The organism is Ketobacter sp. GenoA1 (assembly GCF_003671475.1).
Classification (GTDB): domain Bacteria; phylum Pseudomonadota; class Gammaproteobacteria; order Pseudomonadales; family Ketobacteraceae; genus Ketobacter.
On record NZ_RCHM01000007.1, the window covers coordinates 63,548 to 88,405 of the forward strand.

General features: G+C 56.5%; 18 protein-coding genes and 1 riboswitch. Of the genes, 13 read left to right on the plus strand and 5 right to left on the minus strand.

Annotation, left to right across the window (positions count from 1 at the left end; genetic code table 11):
• Nucleotides 1-96 precede the first annotated feature (96 nt).
• The 3 genes from D9N13_RS00375 to D9N13_RS00385 all read right to left on the minus strand — a co-directional run bounded on the left by D9N13_RS00375 (nucleotide 97) and on the right by D9N13_RS00385 (nucleotide 5,080).
• Nucleotides 97-1,851, minus strand: coding sequence for a hypothetical protein (locus D9N13_RS00375; RefSeq protein ID WP_290584555.1), 1,755 nt, complete (start codon nucleotides 1,849-1,851; stop codon nucleotides 97-99).
• 1 nt (nucleotide 1,852) lies between these two features.
• A complete protein-coding gene (locus D9N13_RS00380) occupies nucleotides 1,853-3,133 on the minus strand; it encodes an acyltransferase family protein (RefSeq protein ID WP_290584557.1) in 1,281 nt (426 codons plus the stop codon).
• 150 nt (nucleotides 3,134-3,283) lie between these two features.
• Nucleotides 3,284-5,080 (minus strand): GspE/PulE family protein, encoded by a 1,797-nt coding sequence (locus D9N13_RS00385; RefSeq protein ID WP_290584559.1) that lies wholly within the window; start codon nucleotides 5,078-5,080, stop codon nucleotides 3,284-3,286.
• A 259-nt stretch (nucleotides 5,081-5,339) separates the two neighbouring features.
• Between D9N13_RS00385 and D9N13_RS00390 the strand changes: the two genes are divergently transcribed.
• Both D9N13_RS00390 and D9N13_RS00395 read left to right on the plus strand, forming a co-directional pair.
• Nucleotides 5,340-5,858, plus strand: coding sequence for a TIGR00645 family protein (locus D9N13_RS00390; protein WP_290584561.1), 519 nt, complete (start codon nucleotides 5,340-5,342; stop codon nucleotides 5,856-5,858).
• A 185-nt stretch (nucleotides 5,859-6,043) separates the two neighbouring features.
• Nucleotides 6,044-8,347 carry an efflux RND transporter permease subunit gene (locus tag D9N13_RS00395; RefSeq protein ID WP_290584563.1) on the plus strand — a complete coding sequence of 768 codons (2,304 nt, stop codon included), beginning with the start codon at nucleotides 6,044-6,046 and terminating at the stop codon, nucleotides 8,345-8,347.
• A gap of 115 nt (nucleotides 8,348-8,462) precedes the next feature.
• Here the strand turns inward: D9N13_RS00395 and D9N13_RS00400 are convergent, their stop codons facing one another.
• Nucleotides 8,463-10,496 (minus strand): CocE/NonD family hydrolase, encoded by a 2,034-nt coding sequence (locus tag D9N13_RS00400; protein WP_290584565.1) that lies wholly within the window; start codon nucleotides 10,494-10,496, stop codon nucleotides 8,463-8,465.
• A 304-nt stretch (nucleotides 10,497-10,800) separates the two neighbouring features.
• On the opposite strand from D9N13_RS00400, the gene D9N13_RS00405 reads away from it, so the two are divergent.
• The 6 genes from D9N13_RS00405 (at nucleotide 10,801) to D9N13_RS00430 (ending at nucleotide 19,486) form a co-directional block, all read left to right on the plus strand.
• Nucleotides 10,801-11,814 carry an AraC family transcriptional regulator gene (locus D9N13_RS00405; RefSeq protein ID WP_290584567.1) on the plus strand — a complete coding sequence of 338 codons (1,014 nt, stop codon included), beginning with the start codon at nucleotides 10,801-10,803 and terminating at the stop codon, nucleotides 11,812-11,814.
• A 91-nt stretch (nucleotides 11,815-11,905) separates the two neighbouring features.
• Nucleotides 11,906-15,019 carry a bifunctional proline dehydrogenase/L-glutamate gamma-semialdehyde dehydrogenase PutA gene (gene putA, locus D9N13_RS00410; RefSeq protein ID WP_290584569.1) on the plus strand — a complete coding sequence of 1,038 codons (3,114 nt, stop codon included), beginning with the start codon at nucleotides 11,906-11,908 and terminating at the stop codon, nucleotides 15,017-15,019.
• Nucleotides 15,020-15,080: 61 nt separating this feature from the next.
• The gene (gene argA, locus D9N13_RS00415; protein WP_290584571.1) at nucleotides 15,081-16,427 is read left to right on the plus strand and encodes an amino-acid N-acetyltransferase; all 1,347 of its coding nucleotides are present in this window, start codon (nucleotides 15,081-15,083) and stop codon (nucleotides 16,425-16,427) included.
• 75 nt (nucleotides 16,428-16,502) lie between these two features.
• The gene (locus tag D9N13_RS00420; RefSeq protein WP_290584573.1) at nucleotides 16,503-17,810 is read left to right on the plus strand and encodes a DsbA family protein; all 1,308 of its coding nucleotides are present in this window, start codon (nucleotides 16,503-16,505) and stop codon (nucleotides 17,808-17,810) included.
• 9 nt (nucleotides 17,811-17,819) lie between these two features.
• Nucleotides 17,820-18,644: a hypothetical protein gene (locus D9N13_RS00425; RefSeq protein WP_290584575.1), complete on the plus strand. Its 825-nt coding sequence runs from the start codon at nucleotides 17,820-17,822 to the stop codon at nucleotides 18,642-18,644.
• Nucleotides 18,645-18,661: 17 nt separating this feature from the next.
• Entirely contained in the window at nucleotides 18,662-19,486 is an 825-nt protein-coding gene (locus D9N13_RS00430; protein WP_290584577.1) for a hypothetical protein, read from the plus strand.
• Here the strand turns inward: D9N13_RS00430 and D9N13_RS00435 are convergent.
• Nucleotides 19,450-20,169: a hypothetical protein gene (locus D9N13_RS00435; protein WP_290584579.1), complete on the minus strand. Its 720-nt coding sequence runs from the start codon at nucleotides 20,167-20,169 to the stop codon at nucleotides 19,450-19,452. The two genes, D9N13_RS00430 and D9N13_RS00435, sit on opposite strands and share 37 nt — an antisense overlap.
• A gap of 247 nt (nucleotides 20,170-20,416) precedes the next feature.
• Nucleotides 20,417-20,558: riboswitch (guanidine-I (ykkC/yxkD leader) on the plus strand.
• Nucleotides 20,559-20,622: 64 nt separating this feature from the next.
• On the opposite strand from D9N13_RS00435, the gene D9N13_RS00440 reads away from it, so the two are divergent.
• The 5 genes from D9N13_RS00440 (at nucleotide 20,623) to D9N13_RS00460 (ending at nucleotide 24,807) form a co-directional block, all read left to right on the plus strand.
• Complete coding sequence (locus D9N13_RS00440) at nucleotides 20,623-21,678, plus strand: putative urea ABC transporter substrate-binding protein (RefSeq protein ID WP_290584581.1); 1,056 nt, start codon at nucleotides 20,623-20,625, stop codon at nucleotides 21,676-21,678.
• A gap of 101 nt (nucleotides 21,679-21,779) precedes the next feature.
• Nucleotides 21,780-22,607: an ABC transporter permease gene (locus D9N13_RS00445; RefSeq protein WP_290584584.1), complete on the plus strand. Its 828-nt coding sequence runs from the start codon at nucleotides 21,780-21,782 to the stop codon at nucleotides 22,605-22,607.
• A 2-nt stretch (nucleotides 22,608-22,609) separates the two neighbouring features.
• Nucleotides 22,610-23,440 carry an ABC transporter ATP-binding protein gene (locus tag D9N13_RS00450; RefSeq protein ID WP_290584586.1) on the plus strand — a complete coding sequence of 277 codons (831 nt, stop codon included), beginning with the start codon at nucleotides 22,610-22,612 and terminating at the stop codon, nucleotides 23,438-23,440.
• Entirely contained in the window at nucleotides 23,437-24,153 is a 717-nt protein-coding gene (locus tag D9N13_RS00455) for an urea amidolyase associated protein UAAP1 (RefSeq protein WP_290584588.1), read from the plus strand. The genes D9N13_RS00450 and D9N13_RS00455 overlap by 4 nt, the downstream gene beginning before the upstream one ends.
• A gap of 12 nt (nucleotides 24,154-24,165) precedes the next feature.
• Nucleotides 24,166-24,807 (plus strand): urea amidolyase associated protein UAAP2, encoded by a 642-nt coding sequence (locus D9N13_RS00460; protein ID WP_290584590.1) that lies wholly within the window; start codon nucleotides 24,166-24,168, stop codon nucleotides 24,805-24,807.
• Nucleotides 24,808-24,858: the final 51 nt, after the last annotated feature.

Sequence of the window (24,858 nt, forward strand, 5' to 3'; positions counted from 1 at the left end):
TTGGGCGCGAGTTTCAATTCGGGTCGACAGTGCCCGACATTATCCGCCAAGGTACGTCACGACACCATGATCTGCAACAGAGCGCCCGGTGCTGGCTCAGGGCCCGGCACAGTGGGCGGAATCCACCCTCAATTCGATGGATTGCTGTTTGCCCGGTAACACACAGGGCGCCACCTGGCCGCTGTTCCAGTGTGAAAAGCGGTAGTGATCACTGCTCAAGGGGTGAGCAAACTGGAAACGGGCCCTGAGCGGCACCCCGTTACGGACTTCCATTACCGTGACAATCATGCCCGCCAGCTGCACGCTGTCACCCACCGCAAAGGGCGCCTGCGGCCCCCGTAAAACCCCTTCCTGCACGGGGTCGTAGAGCCCTTCTGGACTGTACAAATCGAGAGTGTGATCGTTCAGCACAGTGAGGGTCAGCGGCTGCAGGCCGGACGCCAACAACCAGGTTTTCGCAGCCACCGGCAAGCCCTGATAGGCCCGCACCCCATTGATATACCCCCCCGCACTGGACAGGGGGGGATTGATTAAAATCGGCGTGGTCTCCCGGGGAATATCGCTCAGATCCCAGGATTGCGCACCACTGTTCAGATAGTTGTCCCCCACCATGCGCATGGACACCATTTCCAACGGCAACAACAGGGCGGACAGGCCCAGGTGCAACACCACCAGGATTGCGGCCAGCACAGTGGTCGCCGCTTTGCGTGCGCCGGATGGTGCCAGACCGGCAGTGCGCCAGGCCTGCAGCAGCAATCCCAAAAACCCGGCAGCCCCCACACTGGCGGCAATCAACAAACGGCTATGGGGAATGGTGCTGGCCACCGGCACCAGACACAACAATGCACCCAGCAACCAGAAGCGGGCCCGGCGATCGGTTTTCAACAGCGGCCAGGCCACCCACATCAACCCCACGAACAATCCCAGGTAGGCCAGCCGGCGGATCTCCGGCAAACCGGAGCCCAGTTCAGGCGGCACCACCCAGAACAAACCACCCAGCAGGTCCAGGCCGCGCCCCACCAGCGTCTGAATAAACAGCCCGGGCGTTTGCAAAACATCGATATAGTGACCGGAGCCGCTGGCACCGTAGCCCAGCAACGAGCGCATCCCCAACCAGGCGGCACCAATTACGCCATAGGGCAGCAACGAGAACAAACGATCCCGGAACGGGCCCCGCTCCAGCACCATGGCATAGGCGAACAGGTAAGCGCCCGCGGTCACCGCCATCTCCCCGCACAGCAACCCCAGGGCAAAGAAAATACTGGAGCGAAAATCCAACGGACTACGGTTGCCCTCACGCCAACGGTGATGGGACGACAGGGTCAAAATCACAAACAGCACCGCCAGCACGGCATTGCGGTTGGCCAGCCACCCCGCCGGAACACCATGGGTATAAGACAGGGCAAACAGGAACATGGCCCACACCCAGGCCGCCGAATCCCCCTGGATTTTTCGGAACAGGCGAAACCCGAACACCAGCATCAAACCAAAATACAACATGCTGTGCACGTGCATGAGCATGGGGTGTTGTGGCCACAGGGAATAATCCAGACCATGGGTGAGTTCGGTGAGCGGGCGCCAGAAAGCGTATTCCACCTGGGGATAGGTCCACCAGGGCGCAAGCCCAAGGTTCATCAAATCCATCACCCGTGCCGGGTCGCCATCCACAAAACTGAACAGGCCATAGGGGCTGGCCGGACTCACGGTTTGCAACACCTGGCTGCGCTGGGTCACCAGCCCCCAGTGAAAATAATCATCCAGCTGCATACCCACCCACAACGAGGGCAGGGCCAGTAATAATCCCAGCAACAGCGCCCCAACGACTTTCTTATCCAATGGCAGGAGGTTCAAACTACTTCCTCAGGTTCATGATCGGGCGTTCAATAATAAGGTAAATGACAACGGATCCTAAAATGGTAAGCCCGGTGGCGTAGAGACAGATCAGGCTCATGGCTTCCCAGTGGGTGTAATCGTAGCGCTCCGGATACTGCTGCATGGCATTGACACCCAATTGCACCAACACCAGGATCGGGAAGATATGCAGCAGGTACATGGAGTAGGAAAGCTGCGCCAGGGGGTACCAGAACCGATTGGAGAAGATCAGGTTCAACACCCGGCTGAGATAGCTTTTCTCCAGGCACACCAGCGCCAGATAAGCCACCGCGCCGCTGAACAGATTACGGCTGAAGGTCTGATAGAGTACGGTAAAGGCAGGATGATCGTTCATCTCCCGGCTCAGCACCGGCAACCATAAGAACAGAATGATGATGCCAAAACTGGCAAACTCCAGCACTTTGCCCCAAAAGGAGTTCAGAAACCGGCGCAGGCCGGGTTCATGATGAAAGTAATAGAACGCGGCAATACAGCCACACAGCAAGGCCCCGAAGCGGGTATACAAATTGTCATACAGCACGGAAAAGTGATGGGCATGGAATTCCTCATCCAGGGCCAGGTCACTGCCGGACATGGTGCGAATGCGTTCATCGCTCACGATGACCAGAAACCGGATCAAAAAGGAAAGCCCCATCAGCACCCACAAGCCGGTTAACGGCTGCCGGGTGTACTTAACCAGCAACAACAGAATCAGGGGATACACCAGATAGAACTGTTCTTCAATGGCCAGGGTCCAGGTCCAGTTCATGGCCTGATCCTGATAGGGAATAAAGTTGTTCACATACAGCAGGTTGGCCCACAGGCTTTCCAATTTCAACTGGGCACGGGCTTCCGGGTCCGCAGTGGACAACCCCATCAGCAGGTACAGCCCTATTACCAGCCAGTAGGCAGGGCTCAAACGCAAAAAACGCCGAAAATAGAAGTTGCCAAAGTGAATGGTCTGTTCACGATCAATCTGCCGCAACAGGATGCCGGTAATCAGGAAACCACTGATCACGAAAAAGATGTCGACGCTCTTGTCGGCATTCCAGATCCAGGCGGACCAGGTACTGGCCTCCACCATATTGATCAATTCCACATCGGGATGGTACAGAGAGTAAATACTGAAGGTATGGAAGACCATGATCATCAGCATGGACAGGGCACGGAAACCATCCAACACCGGAAAGTTGGAGCTTGGCCGGATAAACAGTTGCCTGAAATTGCGTACTGGTGAAAACGCCGACAGCAGGGTGCTCATTTTATACTCTTCTTATTCTTATATCAGACTGCTGAGCCGACCCATGGCTCCCTCAGCACATTCATCTTCCTGACGAGAAGTCTGCAGTAAAGGGAGCCCCCATTCTAGCAACGGTTTCACGCTTTAGGAAAACCGATATAACAAAGCCGGCTAGGCGCCCCCCACAACCGGTGCCACCCGCAACACTTCTTCCGGCGTAGTAAGCCCTGCGGCCACTTTTTGTGCACCACTCAAACGTAGGGTGCGCATGCCTTCCTTCATGGCCTGCTTGCGCAATTCATTGAGTTCGGCGTCGTGGCTGATCATGTCCTTCAGCTCCTGGGACAGCGGCATCACCTCGTAGATGCCCACCCGCCCCAGATAACCGGTTTTCCGGCACTCCAGACAACCCACCGGCGATTTGATCTTCTCCGGCTGCTTGCCTTTCCAGGGGTGGATCAGGTTATGCCAGACATCCGGATCCACATAGGTATCCCGTTTGCAGTGCGGGCACAGGGTACGCACCAAACGCTGGGCCATGACCCCCAGCAACGTGGCCGAAATCATATAGGAAGGCACCCCCAGATCCGTCAACCGCACAATGGCGGAAGGGGCATCGTTGGTGTGCAGGGTGGATATCACCAGGTGTCCGGTCAACGCTGCCTGAATCGCCATATTGGCGGTTTCCAGATTACGGATTTCCCCCACCATGATGATGTCCGGATCCTGACGCAGCAGGGCTTTAACACCGTCGGCAAAGGTCAGGTCCACATTGTCCATCACCTGCATTTGGTTGAACGAGGGTTCCACCATCTCGATGGGGTCTTCAATGGTACAAACGTTCACCTCACGGGTGGCCAGCTGCTTGAGGGTGGAATACAGGGTAGTGGTTTTACCGGAACCGGTGGGGCCGGTCACCAGCACGATGCCATTGGGCTGGGTCACCATGTTGTTCCAGCGCTCATAATCGTCATCCGCCAGCCCCATCTGCGCCGACGAGCGCACCAGCACCTCCGGATCGAAGATCCGCATCACCATTTTTTCGCCAAATGCCGTGGGCAGCGTGGATAAACGCAACTCCACTTCATCCCCTTCGGTGCTTTTGGTTTTCAGGCGGCCATCCTGGGGGCGGCGCTTTTCCGCCACATCCATGCGCCCCAGTATCTTGATGCGGCTGGTCACCGCCGCCATCACCGGGGCGGGCAGTTCATACACATCGTGCAATACACCATCAATACGGAAACGAATATTGCCGTGCTCCCGGCGCGGTTCCAGATGAATATCACTGGCGCGCTGGTCAAACGCATACTGCAGCAGCCAGTCCACGATTTTTACGATGTGCTGATCATTGGCATCCGGCGAGGTCAGCTCGCCCAACTGCAGCAGCTGCTCAAAGTTGGTGACGTTGGACGGCCCCTTGCCACCGGCAGCCCCTTTTACCGAGCGGGCCAGATTATAGAATTCCAGGGTGAACCGGCGGATATCGGCGGGATTGGTGATGACCCGCCTGATGCGCTTGCCTTTTAAGGTCTGCTCCAGCCCCTGCTCCCATTCATTCAGGAAAGGCTGGCCGCTGGTGATGGTCACCGTGTCGTCGTCCACCGCCACCGCCAGAATCTCATGGCGTTCGGCGAACTGAAACGACATGACGGCGGTGGTGGCCCCCACATCCACTTTCAGCGGATCGATATGGTACAGGGGTTGGTCGGCACGCTTGGCCAGCCATTCCGTCAGATTGTCCAGGTCCAGCTTGCGATGCTCAAATTGCTGATCGTCCAGATTGAACTTGGCGATGAACTGCAGCGGATTCCAGTTCAGCTCCTGCTTTTCCCGCCGCTGACCGGAGACAAAGTTCATATCCCGCTCACTGATACGGCCGTCCTCGAACAATCCATCCAGTGCCCAGCGCACATCAATACGAATACTGGGCTGGAGGAAACTGGCTTTGCCTTTATGAATACTGGTCACAATGATTGCTCTTTATTGGTTGGAAGCGCAGTGGAATCAGAGGGCGATCCTGGAGTTCAGGCTAACGCATGCCCTGCCCTCCACCACCGCTCTATACTCACCTGCTGGGTCCGAGCGTGTTTGGTCTATTAAAACAATTGTAGTCTCAAGCGTTTATCCAAACCAACCTCCCGCATCATTCCTCTATCAGAATCGTGACCACACCCAAAAAATCCGGTATCTTTTGCCCCATCTCCCGGTCTCTAGGATACGTTTTCCCATGGAATCATTGATCGAAAAAACCCTCTACGCCAGCCGCTGGATCATGGCCCCGGTCTATCTCGGGCTCAGCCTGTTGTTGCTGGTGCTGGCCTTCAAGTTCTTTCAGGAGCTGGCCCACATCGTTCCGGTCATCCTCACCATGCCGGAGCAGACCCTGATCCTGAAAATCCTCACCCTGGTGGATCTGACCCTGGTGGGCAGCCTGGTGGTGATGGTGATGTTCTCCGGTTACGAGAACTTCGTCTCCAAAATCGACATTGATGAAGGCGGCGAAAAACTCTCCTGGCTGGGAAAAATGGACTCAGGCTCGCTGAAATTGAAGTTATCTGCATCGATTGTGGCGATATCAGCCATTCATCTACTGAAAGCCTATATGGAATACACCCCCGATGCAGGCGGTACCGCGGAGAACAAACTGATGTGGTTGCTGATTGTGCACATGGGTTTTGTGCTGTCTGCCCTGTGCATGCAATTGATGGATAAGATGGATCGCGCCACCAAAGCCGCCAGCCACTGAAGCCACCCCCTCACACCCTGCCACCCCCAAACCGGGTGGCATCATTTCACAGTTTTCTGTCCGTTCCTGCGCTGTCACCGCCAAGACATTCACATTATTATGTCCCAGCTTATATACGGTATATACCAAGAAAAGGTGTTGGGGGGGCAGTCATCGTGTTGGCTAAAATATGGGCAAAATGGGTAATGAATCATCGCTTCACCAGCATGGCGCTGGTGGTTCTGGGGGCGTTGCTATTGGGAATGGGGGCCAAGGACGCGCAATTCTCAGCCAACCAGAGAGACTTCTTCAAACCCGATGATAAAAACCTCAATGACCTGATCCGCATCGAGGAGGACTACACCAGCGACAAAAATGTCATGGTGTTGGTGGAACCCCACAGCGGCAATGTGTTTACCCCGGACACCTTAAAGGCCATTCAGCAACTGACCGAATTCGGCTGGTCCATACCCCACTCCCAGCGGGTGGAATCCCTCAGCAACCACCTTTACACCCGGGTAAATGGCGATGAATTGACCGTGGATTTCCTGGTAGACGATGTGGACGCCCTGTCGCCACAGGACCTGCTGGAACGCAAACGCTACGCCACCGGCAAAACCGGGGTCAAAGATTATCTGGTCACACGCGACGGGGGCCTGTCGCTGGTGTCTGTGATTTTGAATATTCCCGAAGAGGACAACGGCCAGGCAGCGGTGGACGTGATTGACACCGTGCATCAATACGTCGACCGGTTGCAGCAGCAGTATCCGGCCATTGATTTTCGGGTGGTGGGCGGGGTCGCCGTGGAAACCTCTCTGCCGGCCATTGTGCAGGAGGACGGCCGCACCATTTTCCCCTTTGCCCTGGTGCTGGTGTTCCTGTTTCTCACCTTTACCCTACGGGATCTGGTGGCAAATCTTGCCTGCATCGTGACGGCGCTGTTGGCCATCATGGCCGGCATGGGTGCCGTGCTGTGGAGCGGCGTGAAAGTCTCGCCCATTCTGGTGAACACGCCGTCGATCATTATCATCATCGCCATGGCGGATTGCATTCACCTGATGGTGAACTACGCCCAGGGCCTGGCCCGGGGCCTGGATAAAAAGGCCGCCCTGGAAAAAAGCATCGAGGTAAACTTCAGCCCCATTATTTTCACCAGCCTCACCACCGCCATCAGTTTCTTTGCCCTGAACTTCAGCGAATCCCCGCCCTTTGCTCATATGGGCACCGCCGCCGGAGTGGGGATCCTGTACGCCATGCTGGCCTCGCTGACCTTTCTGCCGGCGCTGATCTACTATCTGCCGAGTAAAGCCCGCGGTGTCACCAGGATGCCCAACATGGGTGGCTTGATCCGCTGGTATCAACCCCACGCCAACAAAATCATCATTGGCTTTGTGCTGATCATGGTGTCGCTGGCATCACTCATCCCCATGAACCGCCTGGATGATAATTTTGTGGAATTCTTCGATGAGGATCTGGAGGTGCGCCGTAACATGGATTTCATGATCGAGCGCATCAGTGGTTCCGTGGTGGTCAACATCAGTATTCCGGCCACGGAAAACGGCGGCATTTACGACCCGCAGTACCTGAACCTGCTGCAGGATCTGGAACAACACCTGCAGGAAAACCCGCAACTGCGCTTTACCACATCGCTGCTGGAAGTCATGAAAACCCTGAATAAAAACCTGCACGAAGACAGCGCCGAATGGTATCGGGTACCCGACAGCCGTGAGTTGGCGTCGCAATATTTGCTGATGTACGAAATGTCGCTGCCGTTTGGCCAGGATCTCAGTAATCTGATCAACTTTGACCGTTCGGAAAGCCGGGTCATCGCCGTATACGATCAACTGTCGGATAAGGAGCTGATTGATCTGGAGCAGCGCATTCAGCTCTGGTTGGACCAGCATCAATTCGACACCAGGCAAGCCACCATCGGCAGCGCCAACCTGGCCTTCGCCCACATGCAATACAGCAACGTGAACAATCTGTCGAAAGGCTTTGTGCTGGCGCTGATTATGATCTCACTGCTGCTCATTGCCCTGTTCCGGTCCTGGAAGCTGGGCCTGATCAGCATGGTGCCCAATCTGTTTCCGGCTGCCATGGCCTTCGGCATCTGGGCACTGATCAGCGGCAAAATCGGATTCGGCATGTCGGTGGGAATCACCATCACCCTGGGCATCGTGGTGGATGACACCATCCACTTTTTGGCGAAATACAAATATGCCCGGGAGCAACTGCATTTAAATAATTATCAGGCGGTACAGTACGCCATGGACACGGTGGGCGTGGCCATGTTGCTCACCACCGCCATGATGGCCATTGCCTTCACGGCCTTGCTGTGGTCTGACTTTATTCCCAACCAGGATCTGGGTTTGATCACCATCATCACCATTGTGTGCGCGCTACTGGTGGATCTGGTGTTGTTGCCGATTCTGTTGCTGAAGCTGTTTGGCGACAACCCGGCGCAAACCGGAGCTGCGGCTTTCGAGGGCAACGTCGAACCCTCATCCTGAGCCGGCCATGGGCCGAACAACATCAGGCACCAGAAAAAAAAGGCGGAGTGACCGGCAACAGGCCATCACTCCGCCAAAGATAATCCAGCAAACACTGGATCACAGGGCTTGAAACTTAATCGCTCAACACCGACATCGGCACGTTTAACAATACCAGGCTGGATGGATAATCCACGCTGTGATGCAGCGTGGTCACCCCCCCTTTTACATTCTCCCGCTGTACCAGATTGAGCACCCCCTGGGCCTGATTGCTGGGGCTGATGGAAATACGCAGCTTGCTCCCCTCACGAATCATGACGCTGGTTGGAAAGATCTCCACCGATACTTTCACCACCTCATCGGGCTGCAGCATTTGTTCCTTATCCTGAGTAAGAAAATGATAAGGCTGTACCATCTCCCCGAACACATAGCGGGATCGGCTTTCATCCACCGCGCGCAGAGACACCAATTGCAAACCGTTGGTGATCGGCACCACGCGGCCACTGGGTAATACCTCACCAATGCGCACCGACAGCACTGCATCCGCCGCCGTACTGGAGATCCAGAGATCCGCTTGCAGTGGACCGGCAATGACATAATCCTCTGCCATGGGGGCAGTCTCATAATTCAGCGCCGACGCCTCCAGTACACGGTGATCCCAGTAACAGGAGCGGATATCCGTGAGCCCCGCCACCCCCAGGGTCCACTGCACATAACTGAGCGAGCAATCCGAACCGTCATTGGGGGTAATATCCAGTTTTAGAAAACCACCGTCATCACTTTTGCCATAGTCGTAATCCGCAAACGGTGCCGCCGCCATGTCGCGCACCGGCTCATCCATAAAGGGTGCCTGCTGCGACAAACCGCCATCACCGTGCAGATACCAGCGCTGGGGTTCGGCGGCCGGATGGGGCCAATCCTGTGCCGTGATAAAGCCCTGCCACAATCCGGGTTTGAAATGTTTTACATACTGGGTCACCGGTGGAATCGATTCTGTGCCGGAAGCCATGTCTTTCAGATAACGATCAAACCACTGCAGCATCACATGCAATAACGGGCTGGTTTTTTCGGTACCGGGCAGGCCCTGCATAAAATTGCTCAGGTGATCACCGTCAAACAACATCAAACGGGTGTCCACCTGATCCTTGAGTGCCTCATACAACAGGGGCGCATCGCGCTGAAACAAATCATTCAGGGCACCGGTGATGATGGTGGGAGCCTGAATGCGGTCCATGTTTTCCAGCGGTGATCGTTGCCGCCAGAATGGCGTGTCGTAAGCCATTTCCGGATCGCCATTCACCGCTTTTTCAATCAGGGGAATATAGTAACTATCGATATGATCAATGTGCTCCCGGGTGGCACTCATGACCTCTGTCATCAGCTCGGGCTGCAACAACATCAAGGGAATATTCTGGGTTGAAGTCAAATGGGTCAACGTCATCCACTCTCCCATGAACACGGCATTGAGCATGCCACCGGTACCCACGATGCCGCGCTTGGCGTCCCCTAGGGGCACACTGGCAAACACGGCTTTGATGTCGTCCGGCCGTTGCTGTGCCGTAAACAGCGATGTGATGCCCATATACGATGCTCCGGCCACGCCGATGTTGCCATCACACCAGGGTTGAGCCTTAACCCAATCCACCGTGTCGCCGTAGCCGATCTGCTCCTTGGTGCCGAACAGCTCCCACCCCCCCTGGGAAATCCCTCCCCCGATAACATCCACCGACACCATGGCGTAACCGCGGCGCACCAGATAGGAATCGGGAATCCCCAGCATTACACCTCCAGGCGCCGCGGCGAATGACATCAATCCAATGTTGTATCCGCTTTGCACCAGAATCACCGGGAACGGACCTGGCAACGGGTTGCCCTGCTCATCGGCAGGCAGTGCCAGGCGCATCCCCAGCTGCTGGCCGGATGAGATGGGAATGTAGCGCATGGGGGCGATGTGCACGCGGGGATAATCTGCGGGGCGGTCATACAAGGCGCTGCCGCCCACCGCAGCGGCCTGCTCATCCTCAATAACCGGCAAATTCTCCACTGTATCGTTGAGCGCGCCTGACTCCGATTGCACCAGGGTGCGGGGTTCGTTGTCTCCGGCAGAGGCATCGCCTCCGCCGGAGGATCCGGCCCCACAGCCGGTAATCAATACTATTCCCCAACCCACAACAAGCATCCGACCAATGAAGGTAAACACAGGCTGACTCCTTATTTATTTTATTTATTTATTTATTTATTGTTTTAGTTCTGTTCCTGAATAAGCCCACCACCTTAACGCACATAAAACCTGCCGTATTGATGGAAACCGGACGCCATAGATCAATGGCGCAATCTTTTTTTACTGTACAAAAAGGCTGTAATAGGGGGTATGATTTATACTCCTTAGCGGCCACATCTTGTTATATGCGGCCACGCGTGAAGCGTAACTCAGTAAAAACGAATAAAAATAAAACACTACACAAGGAATCGGGATGCAAAATGCCGCCACCGGTACCGTTCGCACCGGCTATGTCAGGGCGTTACTGGATTACCTGGAGAACCATCAACTGGACACGGCTGCGGTCTTTACACCCCAACTGCGCAACCAATTGGACGATGGCTCACTCAACGAGCGGATTTCAGTGGTGCTGTGGGGTGAGTTGCTGGCCAAAGCCATTGCCGTTTCCGCCGATCCCTGCCTGCCATTGCACCTGGCCGAGGAGCTGATCCCCAAACACTGGGGCGTATTTGCCTACGCTGCCATGACCTGCAAAAACCTGGGGGAAGTGTCCGCCATGCTGGTGCGCTATGAGCGCCTGATTGATGATGCCAACGACAGCAGACTGATCATGCAGGGAGACAACGTCTGCCTGCAATGGATACCGCGCCTGGAACATCTGCACCCGGCTCTGATGCAGGTGTCTCTGGCCAGTTGGGTTGCCTTTGCCCGGCGCCATACCGGGCGCAGGGATCTGGTGGCTGATGTGGATTTTACCTTTGCAACACCGGTAGACATCGAACCCTACCGACAGCTGTTCGGTGGCACGGTTTGTTTCGGGCAGCCCATCACCCAACTGATATTCCCCGCCAATTACCTGCAGCTGCCCATCACCTACCATGACCCGGATGCCCACCGCATCCTGGTGTCCCAGGTGATTCAACAACTGGAACATCTGCAGCGCCCCGATGAGTTACATGCTTCTATCAGGGACATCATCAGCCAGCAGATCAGCAGTGGTCGCTGCTCGTTGGAACAGGTGGCGGCCGAACTGCAGGTACCGGCGCGGACCCTGCAGTATCAGTTGGAACAAAGCGGCACCAGCTTTCGCACACTGCTGGATAACACCCGCGAGCAACTGGCCCGCCACTATTTGAACGATCCCAACATGTCCCTGGTGGATGTGGCCTTTCTGCTGGGATTTTCAGAACAAAGCCCGTTTACCAAAGCCTTCAAACGCTGGACCGGAGAAACCCCGGGGGAGTATCGCCGACACCTGGGGCAATGATCCCAAACAAAAGCCGTAAATTCCTCACACCCTGGCCCATCCTGTGCCAAAATGTCTTTATAGAACATTGCTTTGGACATCAGGAACACACGTGGCACGCTGTAAAGCCCCATCATCCATGGGATTGGAATTTCCACTCCCGGACAACCTGTTAACCCATTATCTGCGCAACGAGGAAGACGCTGTGCAGGAACTGCTCATGGGTTACACACAGGACAACGCCTCCCGGGACCGCATCAAAGCCCAGGCCAGTGAATTTCTGGTGGCGATTCGCAATGCCAAACCCGGGGTGCGCGTGGAAACCCTGCTCAAGGAGTACGGACTCGATAACAAAGAGGGGGTCACGCTTATGTGCCTGGCGGAAGCCCTGTTGCGGATTCCGGATCAGGACACCGCCGAGCGCTTTCTGCAGGATCGATTACGACAGGGCAACTGGGCCGAACACCTTGGCCACAGTGACGCCCGCTGGGTCAACGCCTCCACCTGGGGCCTGCTCATTACCGGTAAGCTCTTTACCAAGGAACAACTGCCCGGCAACTGGCTGTCCGACAGCCTCAAGGGCCTGATCAGGCGCTTGGGGGAACCCCTGGCGCTGGGTGCCATTCGCCAGGCCATGATGGTCATCGGCCAGCAGTTTGTGGCCGGCGAAACCATTGAGGAAGCCCTGCAACGCAGCGCGCAGGAAACCGAACAGGGCTACACCCATTCCTACGACATGCTGGGTGAAGCAGCCATGTGCGCCGCCGATGTTGAACGCTATATGGATGCCTACGAGCATGCCATCAGTCATCAAAGTGAAAAGCTGGAAACGCGCAAGGATCATGGCGGCATTTCCATCAAACTATCGGCCCTGCACCCCCGTTTCGAACTGCGTCAGGGCAAAAACCTGGATCAGTTGCACACGCACCTGATGGACCTGCTGCTGCTGGCCCAGGAAAAAGACATTGCCGTCACCATCGACGCCGAGGAATCCTGGCGTCTGGAATCCAGCCTGATGTTGTTTGCCCGCGCCATCGGTCATAATCGCCTGCGCAACTGGGGTAAATTGGGCATGGCGGTACAAGCCTATCAAAAACGGGCTCCGGCCCTGATTCAATGGCTGATGGATGTGAGTAAAACCCAGCACTGTCAGGTGCCGGTGCGCCTGGTGAAAGGCGCCTATTGGGACACCGAAATCAAGCAGGCCCAACAGATGGGCCTGGAAGAATACCCGGTTTACACGCAAAAGGATCACACCGACCTCAGCTTTCTGTATTGCGCCCAAATGCTGCTCAGCGGCCGGCATTTTCTCTATCCCCAGTTTGCCACTCACAACGCGCACACCGTATCCAGTATTCTGGAGCTGGCCCGGCAACACAACGTCACCCACTACGAATTCCAGCGTTTACACGGCATGGGGGAAAGCCTATATGACCACCTGCTGGAAAGCTACGACGACGCCCGCTGCCGCATCTACGCACCGGTGGGCCGCTATCAGGAGTTGCTTCCCTACCTGGTGCGCCGCCTGCTGGAAAACGGTGCCAACACCTCCTTTGTGCGCCAGGTACAGCTGGCACAAAGCGACGGCAGCTGGCTGATCGAGGAGCCCAGCGCCAACATCCGCGCCATGGAGCGTCTGCGCAACCCCCGCATTCCCCTGCCACACCGGGTATTCCAGCCTGAGCGGAAAAACTCCCACGGCATTAACCTGGAAAGCCTGAAAGCGCTGCAAACCCTGAGTAAATCCATGCAGGAACTGCTCAGGCAACCGCCGCAACTGCCCGCTAAGGAAGGCGAGCACACCCCGGTGCCGTCCCCCGCCAACCCCGAAGAGGTGATTGGTTATTATCGCAAGGCCGGGCGCCAGGACTGCCACCACGCTTTTGACCGCAGCCGGCAAGCCTGGAGCCACTGGCGTTTTGAGGAGGTGGAGGAACGGGCGTCATTACTGGAAGCCACCGCCCGCCTGTATGAGGAACATTACGCGGAACTGATGCTGATCTCCATGCAGGAAGCCGGCAAGACCCTGAGCAACGCCCTGGGTGAAGTACGGGAAGCGGTGGATTTTCTGCGCTACTACGCCAACCAGGCGCGCAAGCTGTTTGAACCCACACCCTTGCCCAGCATTACCGGCGAGGAAAACACCCTGGTGCTGGAAGGCAAAGGCCCGGTTCTGTGCATCAGCCCCTGGAACTTTCCCCTGGCCATTTTTACCGGCCAGGTTGCGGCCGCCCTGGCGGCAGGCAATACCGTGATCGCCAAACCCTCCACCCTGACGCCACTGATTGCCAAGCGTGCCATTGAACTGTTCCACGGGGCGGGATTTCCCCCCGAGGTGGTCCAATGCCTGCTGGCACCGGCCAAACTGGTGGAAGACACCATTCTTAAGGAATCGGCGCTGCGGGCGGTGATGTTCACCGGCTCCACCGCCGCCGCCAAGCAGATCCACCGCCACATTGCCGAACGGGATGGCCCCATTATTCCCCTGATTGCGGAAACCGGCGGCCAGAACGCCATGATCGTGGACAGCTCCGCCCTTACCGAGCAAGTGGTGCGGGATATTGTGCAATCGGCCTTCGACAGTGCCGGGCAACGCTGCTCGGCGCTGCGGGTTTTGTTCATCCAGCAAGACGTAAAAGACAAAACCCTGGCCACCCTCACCGGTTACCTGGATACCATCACGCTGGGTGATCCACTGCAATGGGACACCGACATCGGGCCGGTGATCGACCGCCATTCCCAAGCTGAGCTGATGCTGCACATCGAACGCTTCCGCTCCCAGGACCGCATTCTCTATGAAGGCAAACTGCCCGACCTGAAGGGTTATTTCGTGCCCCCCACCATCATCGAACTGGAAGACATCAACGAGCTTCACGAAGAGGTGTTCGGCCCGGTACTGCACGTGATTGCTTTCAGTGCCAACAAAGTCAATGAGCTGCTGGATCAGATCAACCGCACCGGCTTCGGCCTCACTCTGGGTGTGCACAGCCGCATCAATCAGTTCTGTGAAACCGTGGCCCAACGGGCTCAGGTGGGCAATGTCTACATCAACCGCAATATGATCGGGGCCACCGTGGGCTCCCAGCCCTTTGGCGGCCAGGACCTGTCCGGCACCGGCCCGAAAGCCGGCGGACCCCACTATCTGTTGCGCCTGGCCAATGAAAAAACCATCTCCGTTAACACCGCAGCCGTGGGTGGCAATACAAAATTACTGACGGATGATTGAGATCAGGGGCGACGCAAGGATAAGATAACCCCTGACGAATCGGAGGCTTAGCAGCATCAGCATGCAAACTGAACAGGCGGGAAACACACCCGGTACCGACGCCACCAGCGCCTACGTAGGCTGGTTCCGCAACAGTGTGCCCTATATCAACGCCCACCGTGGCAAAACCTTTGTGGTGGCGTTTCCCGGTGAGGCGGTGGCAGCGCCGCGCTTTCCCCAATTGATTCAGGATGTAGTCTTGCTGCACAGCCTGGGCATCCGCGTGGTGTTGGTTCACGGGGCACGACCGCAGATTGATCAACGCCTGCAGGACAGCCTGCTCCCCATTCAGATTGAGCACCACCGTCGCGTTACCGACCTGGCCAGCCTGCCGGCGGTCATGGAAGCCATCGGCCGCACCGCCATCCAGGTACAGAGCCAACTGGTGCAATGCATGGCCGCCGCCCACCTGAGCCCGGATCACAGCGTGGTTTCCAGTGGCAACTACGTTGTTGCCAAACCCTACGGGGTGCACAACGGCATCGACTATCAGCACAGCGGCGAAGTGCGCAGGGTGCGTCAGGATGCCATCCATCAGCAACTGCAGGATGGCCATCTGGTGCTGCTGTCACCCCTGGGTTATTCCCCCACCGGTGAAGCCTTCAACCTGTTGTGGGAAGAGGTGGCCGAAGCGGCGGCCACCAGCCTCAAGGCAGACAAGATCATCTATTTCAATGGCGAGGCAGGGATTCTGGATGACCACGGCCAACTGGTGAGGGAACTCACCGTCACCGAAGCCAATGGCCTGATCAACGCCCATCATGCACCCCACTATACCTTGATCAGTGCCCGCGATGCGGTCACCAAGGGCATCAATCGCGCCCACATCATCAGCTACAATAACGACGGCGCCTTATTGCAGGAACTGTTCACCCTGGACGGCACCGGCACTCTGCTCACCCAGCAAACCTACGAGAACGTGCGCCTGGCCGGTGTGGATGATGTGGCCAGCCTGCTGGAATTAATCGAGCCCCTGGAACAGCAGGGCGTACTGGTGAGACGCTCCCGCGAATTACTGGAAAACGAAATTGAACATTTCACCCTGATTGAGCGGGATGACAAAATCATTGCCTGCGCGGCCCTGTACCCGTTTGCGGAAGAACACAGCGGTGAACTGGCCTGCGTCGTGGTGCATCCGGATTACCGCCAGGGCAACCGGGGTGAAACCTTATTGAAAGCCATTGAGCAGCGCGCCGCCATGCTCGGCCTGCATACCCTGTTCGTCCTCACCACCCGAACCGCACACTGGTTTATGGAACGGGGGTTCAGCAGTGCCGCCATATCAGAACTGCCACAACACAAACAATCCCTGTACAATTACCAGCGGAACTCAAAGGTATTTGTTAAGCGTCTGACAGCGGAGCGTTAACGTTATACATTACAGTGCCGCAGAATACGGACTGGGGGAACACGTCAAAACATCATGACTTTAAGCAGAATGCTCATGCCATTTTTTGCGAAGATGGCAACCAGCCCGAACGTCCGTAACCTGAGACGGGGCTGGTTTGAAGTAAAACGACGCCTGTTGCCGTCGCTGAATACGGTTATCTTCTACCATCGGGTGAACGATCCCTATTCACTGCTGTTGCTGCAAGCCCTGCCCCGCTTCCTGGAAGACTTCAAAGTCAAATTGGAAATCCGGTTCGTGCTGGAGTTGCCGGCAGAAACCAACCCACATCAGTCACTGCAGGCCAACTACGCGCTGCAGGACGCCAAGCGCCTGGCCAAACTGCACGATCTGGTGTTTCCTGACAACGCCAGCCTGCCCAGCCAGGAGGATGCCCTCAAAGCGTCTGCCATTTTGCTCAAACACCAAAACCGGCCCAAGCTGCTGCACCTGGTCACCGAGGTGACCAGCGCGTTGTGGGGCTGCAGCACCACCACCTTCCAGAGTGCCGCCAAACGCTATGGCAGCCTGAAAGACAGTGAGGCCCGCGCTCTGCTGGGCCAGGCCACCGCCGAGCTGCAGGCCCGTGGCCACTATAACTCCGCCATGCTGTACTACGGCGGTGAATGGTACTGGGGCCTGGACCGACTGGCGCACCTGGCGGATCGCCTGAACAAACCGGGCATGCGGCGGGTCACCGGGGATCTGGCCGACTATCAACGCCAGTATCGGCATGTGCTGCAAAGCTACAATACCCTGCGCCCCCGCCCCAAGCAGGTCAAAACCCTGGATTTCTATTTCTCCTTCCGCAGCCCCTACTCTTACCTGGCGGCGGATCGGGTATTCAAACTGGCAGACCTGTACAAAATCCCGGTGATTCCGAAACCGGTGCTGCCCATGGTCAGCCGCGGCATCGCCCTGCCCAAAGCCAAACGCCGCTACATTCTTATCGACGCCAAGCGGGAAGCGGAAAAGTACAACATGCCTTTCGGTAAAATTTGTGACCCACTGGGTGACGGAATCTACAATGCCATGGCACTCTTCGAGTTCGCCCAACAAAAGGGGCTGGATAAAGAGTATGTGGTGTCGGTCATGAGTGGCATCTGGTCGGAAGGCCTGGACGTGACCCGTAAAAGCCATTTAAGGAAAATAGTGGAGCGGGCGGAGCTGGACTGGTCGGAAGCAGAGACCTTCCTCGGCACCGACCGTTGGCGCAAGCAGGCCGAACGCAACAACGAAGAGCTGGGCAAACTGGGCCTGTGGGGCGTACCGGCCTTTAAATACGGCAGCCTGGTACTGTGGGGACAGGATCGCCTCTGGTCACTGGAAAAAGAAGTGCTGGCCGGCACCAAAAACGGTAACTAAGGAACGATTATGCGTTTTGTTATGACCTGTATCACGCTGCTGCTGAGCGTTCACCTGGCCGCTGCGCAACCTGCCAAGCCTGACCTGAACCAGGTTCAGCAACTGATTTCCGCCACCGGGCTGGATAAACACATCCAACAGATTCCGGAGGCGCTGCACAAAACCGCCGACAGCCCCAACAACCCCGCCAGCACCTTTGTCAACCCACTGATGAAATCACTGGTTTCGGTGTTCCAGCCTGAGGAAATGCTGGACATCCTGGCCAAGGATTTAATGAAACGCCTGGATGTCCCCACCCTGTTGGACGCCATGCAGTGGTACCGCAGTGACAATGCCCGCGCCCTGATCGGTGCGCAGCAGCACGCCACCAAACCCGAGACCCTGAAAAAAATGGGCGAAGTGCTGGCCTCCCAACAGGCCGACGTACCACCGCAACGGCTTGAGTTGCTCCAGCACATGGCAAGATCCACCCGCGCCAACGACATTGCCCTGGATATGATGGTAAATCTGCAGGCTGCCTTTATGACCGGCCTGGGCACCATGATCGCTCCCAACCAGACACAAAGCTTTCAGCAGGTGCACGCCAGTTTTGATGCCACTAAAACCACCATGCAGGACAGGATCGCCGAGCAATTGCTGCTGCAACAGACAGTGGCACTGGAAACCGTCAGTGACGAAACCATTGAAGAGTTTCTGCAATTTGCCGACAGCCCCCCCGGCAAGAAATTGTTCACCGCCCTGCGCGCCTCACTGGATTACACCGTGCAAACCGTTGCCAAGCGGGTACCGGAGGCGATGAAAGCGCGCAATGCCAGCGCGGCTACAGCACAGTAATCAGCCCGGCCACGGCAGTGCCCAGACCGACTGTTTTCATTGCCGCGCTCCTGCTGCTGTGCGGTAACGCCAGCGGCGCTGACCACCCCTGTGCAATCCCCCCTTCCCCCGGCGAACTGACCCGCATTGGTGATCTGATCTATCGCAATGAGTGCAATCGACAGCCCCAGTGCCTGGTGGACTGGAACCCCGGTGAGGATTTTCCTTCATTGGGTATTGGCCACTTCATCTGGTATCCAGAGGGTGTTGAACCCCGCTTCACCGAAAGCTTTCCGTTGCTGGTGCAGCACCTTAATCAACAGCGGGTGACATTACCCCGCTGGTTGGATCAGCTGAAACCCCTGACAGCGCCCTGGCCTGATCGTGCCACGTTTCTGCAACAACGCGACAGCAAACCCGTGCTTGCGCTGCAGGCATTTCTGGCTCGGCATACCGATGCCCAAACTGCGTTTCTGCTGCAGCGCCTGCAACAGGCATTGCCGGATCTGATGCAACAGGTGCCGAGCGCCGAACGCCCGGGCCTGCAGCGCAAACTGACCCAACTGTGCGACAGCTGGCTGGGCTGGTACAGCCTGATTGATTATGTCAATTTCAAGGGTGAGGGGCTAAACCCCAGCGAGGCCTATGCCGGTGAGGGCTGGGGGCTAAAGCAGGTGCTGATCCGCATGAACGGCGGCAATGCGCACTCCGCCCACGAGCGTTTTGCCGATGCCGCCGCGACAGTGCTAACCCAGCGGGCCCGGTTATCCGGCAGGTCGATTGAACAGGAGGTCTGGTTGCCGGGCTGGTTAAAGCGCATTGATAGCTATCGCGGGCCACCCGCCGATACCACATCAAGATAGACCCGCGCCCGTTGCACCAGCAACGCCACCAACACAAAATACGCATTCAGCAACAGCGCCATCCACCATTCAAAGGCATCTTCCATGGCGTCGTAATCGTCGGCCAAAAGCGCATCCAGAACCACACTCACCACACCCACCACCAACAACAGGCCCAGTAAGCGCATCATCCAGCCATAAAACCTGTGCCAGCGGGCATCACCATCACGCCGGGCAAGCTCCCGGACACAACGGGTAAACATCACCTGGGCAATAAAAGTGAACGCAAACGCCAGGACAACGCCAATGCGTCGCAACAGCCGAAAGCCATCCCCCACTTCCCCCAAGGCCAAGGTGTAAAGCACCAGACTCAGCGCCGCAACACCGCCAACCACCGGCATTGCCCTGCCGGTTGCGACTCCCAACTGACGGCACCAACGCTGCAATGCCCACCACAGGGTGCCGGTCAATAACGCAGCCGGAATCATGCCCAGTTTGAACACGTATTTGGCCGGCTGCCCACGGCCGGTGGCGCTGATCGAAGTACAGCTGTCCCAATAGGGAACACACCAGGGCACTTGCTCGAAACCCGCCGCCAGCAGAAAGCTGATGTGGGTGGTGAGGAAGGGCAACAACGCGGCCCCCCAGGCCAGCCACGCCAGTGCCACGCCTGCACCAGGGCGCGCATCAGTATGAGATAACATCGTTTGCACCTGTGTTAACCAAGCCTATTGCACCACCCAGTTTACGCACTAAAAGAAAACATTACCCCCTGCACCGCCCCAATGGGGCGCGAGCCAATTACCGATCGTTCAATAAAACAACGGTTTAAGGGCATTTTTTGCCCGTAACTCCCGTGGCATAGCCCTTGCTAAATAATCGTTGACCACATCAGAGGAATCAATGGCATCTTGATCTTGCTGTTGGCTCTGACTACAATCTGGCGCACTAACAATGGACAGCTAGGGTTCCGATCAAATTTTCAGGGCACTGATGATTTGGTGACTGGTCCGAGAGCTGTCGACCTCAGACTGTCGTAGCAGCAACATCAGGCGGCGGAGAGGTTACACGGCGGGACAAAAGCCCGGGAGGCAAGCATGGCCACGATGCCATTGACTCCTCTGTATTAAAAACGTGTAACCTTCAGGAGGTTAACCATGACCAAGCGCATCACCACTGTTCTCTGTCTTCTCACCGCTCTGCTGAGCTTTGCTCCCCTCGCCAACGCTAAAGACTCTTTTAAAATTTGCTGGTCCATCTACGTTGGATGGATGCCCTGGGATTACGGCGCGCAAAAAGGCATCGTAAAAAAATGGGCCGACAAATACGACATCGATATCGAAGTGGTACAGATCAACGATTACGTTGAATCCATCAACCAATACACGGCAGGCCAATACGACGGCTGCAGCATGACCAACATGGACGCGCTGACCATTCCCGCCGCCGGTGGCGTGGATTCCACTGCTCTGATCGTCGGTGATTTCTCCAACGGCAATGATGGCGTGGTGCTCAAAGGTAAAAAAGACCTCAAAGACATCAAGGGCCAAACCGTCAATCTGGTGGAATTGAGTGTATCTCACTACCTGCTGGCCCGTGGCCTGGAATCCGTTGGTATGACAGAAAAAGATGTGAAGGTCATCAACACCTCCGATGCCGATATGGTGGCAGCCTACACCACTGACGATGTTACTGCGGTGGTGACCTGGAACCCGCTGCTAAGCGAAATCGAAGCCATGCCCAACAGCACCAAGGTTTTCGACTCCGGTAAAATTCCCGGTGAGATCATTGACCTGTTGGTGGTCAACACCGAGACCCTCAAGGCCAACCCCGATTTTGGCAAGGCACTGGTCGGTGCCTGGTATGAAATCATGAGCACCATGAGTGCCGACAGCGCCGCCGGCAAAGCCGCCCGTGAATTCATGGGCAAAGCATCCGGCACCGATCTTGCCGGTTACGAGGCTCAGCTGGCCTCCACCAAAATGTTTTACACCCCCGCCGAAGCCGTCACCTTTACCAACAGCGCGCAATTGAAAACCACCATGAAATATGTGGCCGAGTTTTCTTTCAAACACGGCCTGTTGGGAGAAGGTGCACCTGATGCCGGTTTTATCGGCATCGAAACCCCCTCCGGCGTTTTCGGCAGTGACAGCAACATCAAACTGCGCTTTGATCCCTCTTACATGAAGATGGCGGCCGACGGCAAACTGTAAAGCCAGCGCCAGGTACCGGTGTTGAATCGGTACCTGGGCACTTCACTGCTGTTGTGACAATTGCTGTCTCTCATGTTAGCCGACTGTGCTGGGGGTTCTGTATGAAAAAGCTCATCAATCAACATCCCACCAAACCGTTTCGCTGGTTACTGGGCGTTATTCCATTTCTGATTCTGCTGCTGTTTTATGTGGGGGCCTCCAACGCCCGCCTGGCGGAAAATCCAAACGATAAACTATTGCCTGCGTTCAGCAGCTTCACTGACGCCATGCAGCGTATGGCGTTTGAGCCCAGTAAACGCTCGGGCGAGTACGTATTCTGGCAGGATACCGCCAGCAGCCTGGAACGGCTGGGCATCGGTGTGGGAATCAGTGCCTTGATTGCGCTCACCATCGGAGTGATGAACGGCGTGATTCCCTTTGTGCGGGCCAACCTCTCGCCGCTGGTGACGGCCATCTCACTGGTGCCCCCCATGGCGATACTGCCGGTACTGTTCATTGTGTTTGGCCTGGGTGAGCTGTCCAAGATCGTGCTGATTGCCATCGGCATTACCCCGTTTCTGATTCGTGACATGCAGCAAAGGGCACTGGAGATTCCCGCTGAACAAATCATTAAGGCCCAGACCTTGGGTGCCAACACCTGGCAGATCATTGTGCGCGTGGTGCTGCCACAGGTCATGCCGAGGCTGATCGCCAGCGTGCGTTTGTCCCTGGGGTCGGCCTGGCTGTTTCTGATCGCCGCCGAAGCCATCGCCGCCACCGACGGCCTGGGTTATCGCATTTTTCTGGTACGCCGCTACCTGTCCATGGATGTGATCCTGCCCTATGTGCTGTGGATCACCCTACTGGCCTTTGCCATCGATTACCTGCTGCGCGTGCTGTCCAAACGGCTGTATCCCTGGTTCCATTCACAAACCCCGGAAGGAGCGTGATCATGAGCTACATCACCATTAATAATGTGTGGAAGGAATACGGCGATCAGGTGGTGCTGGAACGCATCAACAACACGGTGGAAGAAGGCGAGTTCATTACCATCGTGGGCGCATCCGGGTGCGGTAAAACCACGTTTTTGAAAATGCTGCTGGGCACCGAGGCCCCAACCCGGGGCTTGATTACCGTCGCGGGCGAAGCTCTGCGTTATGAACCGGATTCGGAGCGGGGCATTGTGTTCCAGCGCTACTCTGTGTTCCCCCATATGACCGTACTGCAGAATGTGGTGGCCGCCAAGGAGTTTGAAAAAAGTAAACTGTTGGCGCGTTTGTTCGGCACAGCCAAACAGCAGGCAACAGAAGAGGCGATGGCCATGATCAAGGCGGTGGGGCTCAGCCATGCGGTGGACAAATACCCCCATGAGCTATCCGGTGGCATGCAGCAACGTCTGGCCATCGCCCAGGCCCTGATTAAAAAACCCCGCATCCTGTTGCTGGACGAACCCTTCGGCGCACTGGACCCGGGCATTCGTGCCGACATGCACCTGCTGGTGCAGGATCTGTGGCGGCGCTACAAACTCACAATTTTCATGATCACCCATGATCTGAAAGAGGGTTTCTACCTTGGTACCCGCCTGTGGGTATTCGATAAGGATCGCCTTGACCCACAAGCACCGGGAGCCTTCGGTGCCCGCATCACCTACGACGTGCCCGCCGGCGAGGTGGACCCCAACGCCGGTAACATTATCGAAGAGGATGTGCAGGCAACGGCCGCCGCCCTGAAGCAATCAAACAGCGACCAATCTCAACCTGAACTGGATGGAGCAACACCATGACGGAAATCCTTTATCAATACACGGTACCGGCTGCGGCCCACTGGTCGCTGCGGGTGCGCCGCGGTACCAGCTTACGCCTGACCGACGTGGAGGGTGGTGCCAATCTGGGAATGATGTTTTACAACCCGGAAGACCTGCTGGAAAAATACAACGCACCGGACACCCTGAAGTGTCAGCACACCTTCAAACTGACGCGGGGCAACTGTCTGTATTCCGATATGGGGCGCATATTCTGCTCCATTGTAGAAGACAGTTTCGGCTGGCACGACACCGTGTGCGGCAACAGCAACAAAGCCATGGTGGCCGAAAAGTGGGGAGAAAAAGATTATCAGGCAGCCCGCAACCAATGGCACCAGAATGGCTATGACAGTTTTCTGGTGGAATTGGCCAAGTACGGCCTCAATGGTAAGGATCTGGCATCCAACCTGAATCTGTTCAGCAAAGTGGTGGTGGACGATGCCGGCAACCTGAGCCTGGACAGCAGCGCGGCCCGCGCCGGTGCCCAGGTCACCCTGCGTTTTGAAATGGACACGCTGGTAATTCTGCACACTTGCCCGCACCCATTGAATCCGGCTTCGGATTACCCCTACAGGCCGGTGCATTGCGAAATGATGGCGGCGCCACCGGTCAGCGACGACGACTTCTGCAAGAACCTGCGCCCTGAAAACCAGCGCGGTTTTGCAAACAACCGTCTCTACCATTTTTTTCATTAGGAGGCTGACAGCATGATCGTGGAAAGCCCATTACAAGCATCCACTGCCGTCTTCAGTGAAGTGGTCCCGGCCGGGGAATATTTTCTCAAGATCGTAGAGGCCGGACAGATCTTTCGCATTCTGGATCTGGAAGGCAACCAGGCCGCCGACACCCTGTTTTATAATGCCGCCGATGTCTCTGAGCGCTACAGTGCCATGGATACCATTCGCGAGCAGGGCAATGTTTATCTTACAGCCGGCACAGAATTACTGTCCAATCTGGGCAATACCATGTTGACCATCGTCGCCGACACCTGCGGCCGCCACGACACCCTGGGCGGAGCCTGTGCCACCGAGAGCAATACGGTGCGCTATGACCTGGAAAAGCGCTGCATGCACGCCTGTCGCGACAGCTGGATGCTGGCCATTGCCGAACATGAAGCACTGGGGCTCAGCAAACGGGACATCACCCACAATATTAATTTCTTCATGAATGTTCCGGTCACCAGTGAAGGCGGCCTGACCTTTGAAGATGGTATTTCCGCGCCGGGAAAATACGTGGAATTGCGCGCCGAGATGGACGTGATTGTGTTGATTTCCAACTGCCCTCAACTTAACAATCCGTGCAATGGCTATAACCCCACTCCGGTGGAAATACTGGTCTGGGATCAGTAACGCAACCCCTCCGACTGACCACTGATCAGGACGGCCTGATTCAGTTACTCA

Excerpts from the sequence above, each read along its gene's own strand:
- D9N13_RS00380 (WP_290584557.1), bottom strand. The coding sequence starts at position 3,133 with ATGAGCACCCTGCTGTCGGCGTTTTCACCAGTACGCAATTTCAGGCAA.
- D9N13_RS00390 (WP_290584561.1), top strand. The coding sequence starts at position 5,340 with ATGGAATCATTGATCGAAAAAACCCTCTACGCCAGCCGCTGGATCATG.
- D9N13_RS00395 (WP_290584563.1), top strand. The coding sequence starts at position 6,044 with ATGAATCATCGCTTCACCAGCATGGCGCTGGTGGTTCTGGGGGCGTTG.
- D9N13_RS00405 (WP_290584567.1), top strand. The coding sequence starts at position 10,801 with ATGCAAAATGCCGCCACCGGTACCGTTCGCACCGGCTATGTCAGGGCG.
- argA (WP_290584571.1), top strand. The coding sequence starts at position 15,081 with ATGCAAACTGAACAGGCGGGAAACACACCCGGTACCGACGCCACCAGC.
- D9N13_RS00420 (WP_290584573.1), top strand. The coding sequence starts at position 16,503 with ATGCCATTTTTTGCGAAGATGGCAACCAGCCCGAACGTCCGTAACCTG.
- D9N13_RS00425 (WP_290584575.1), top strand. The coding sequence starts at position 17,820 with ATGCGTTTTGTTATGACCTGTATCACGCTGCTGCTGAGCGTTCACCTG.
- D9N13_RS00435 (WP_290584579.1), bottom strand. The coding sequence starts at position 20,169 with ATGTTATCTCATACTGATGCGCGCCCTGGTGCAGGCGTGGCACTGGCG.
- D9N13_RS00440 (WP_290584581.1), top strand. The coding sequence starts at position 20,623 with ATGACCAAGCGCATCACCACTGTTCTCTGTCTTCTCACCGCTCTGCTG.
- D9N13_RS00445 (WP_290584584.1), top strand. The coding sequence starts at position 21,780 with ATGAAAAAGCTCATCAATCAACATCCCACCAAACCGTTTCGCTGGTTA.
- D9N13_RS00450 (WP_290584586.1), top strand. The coding sequence starts at position 22,610 with ATGAGCTACATCACCATTAATAATGTGTGGAAGGAATACGGCGATCAG.
- D9N13_RS00455 (WP_290584588.1), top strand. The coding sequence starts at position 23,437 with ATGACGGAAATCCTTTATCAATACACGGTACCGGCTGCGGCCCACTGG.
- D9N13_RS00460 (WP_290584590.1), top strand. The coding sequence starts at position 24,166 with ATGATCGTGGAAAGCCCATTACAAGCATCCACTGCCGTCTTCAGTGAA.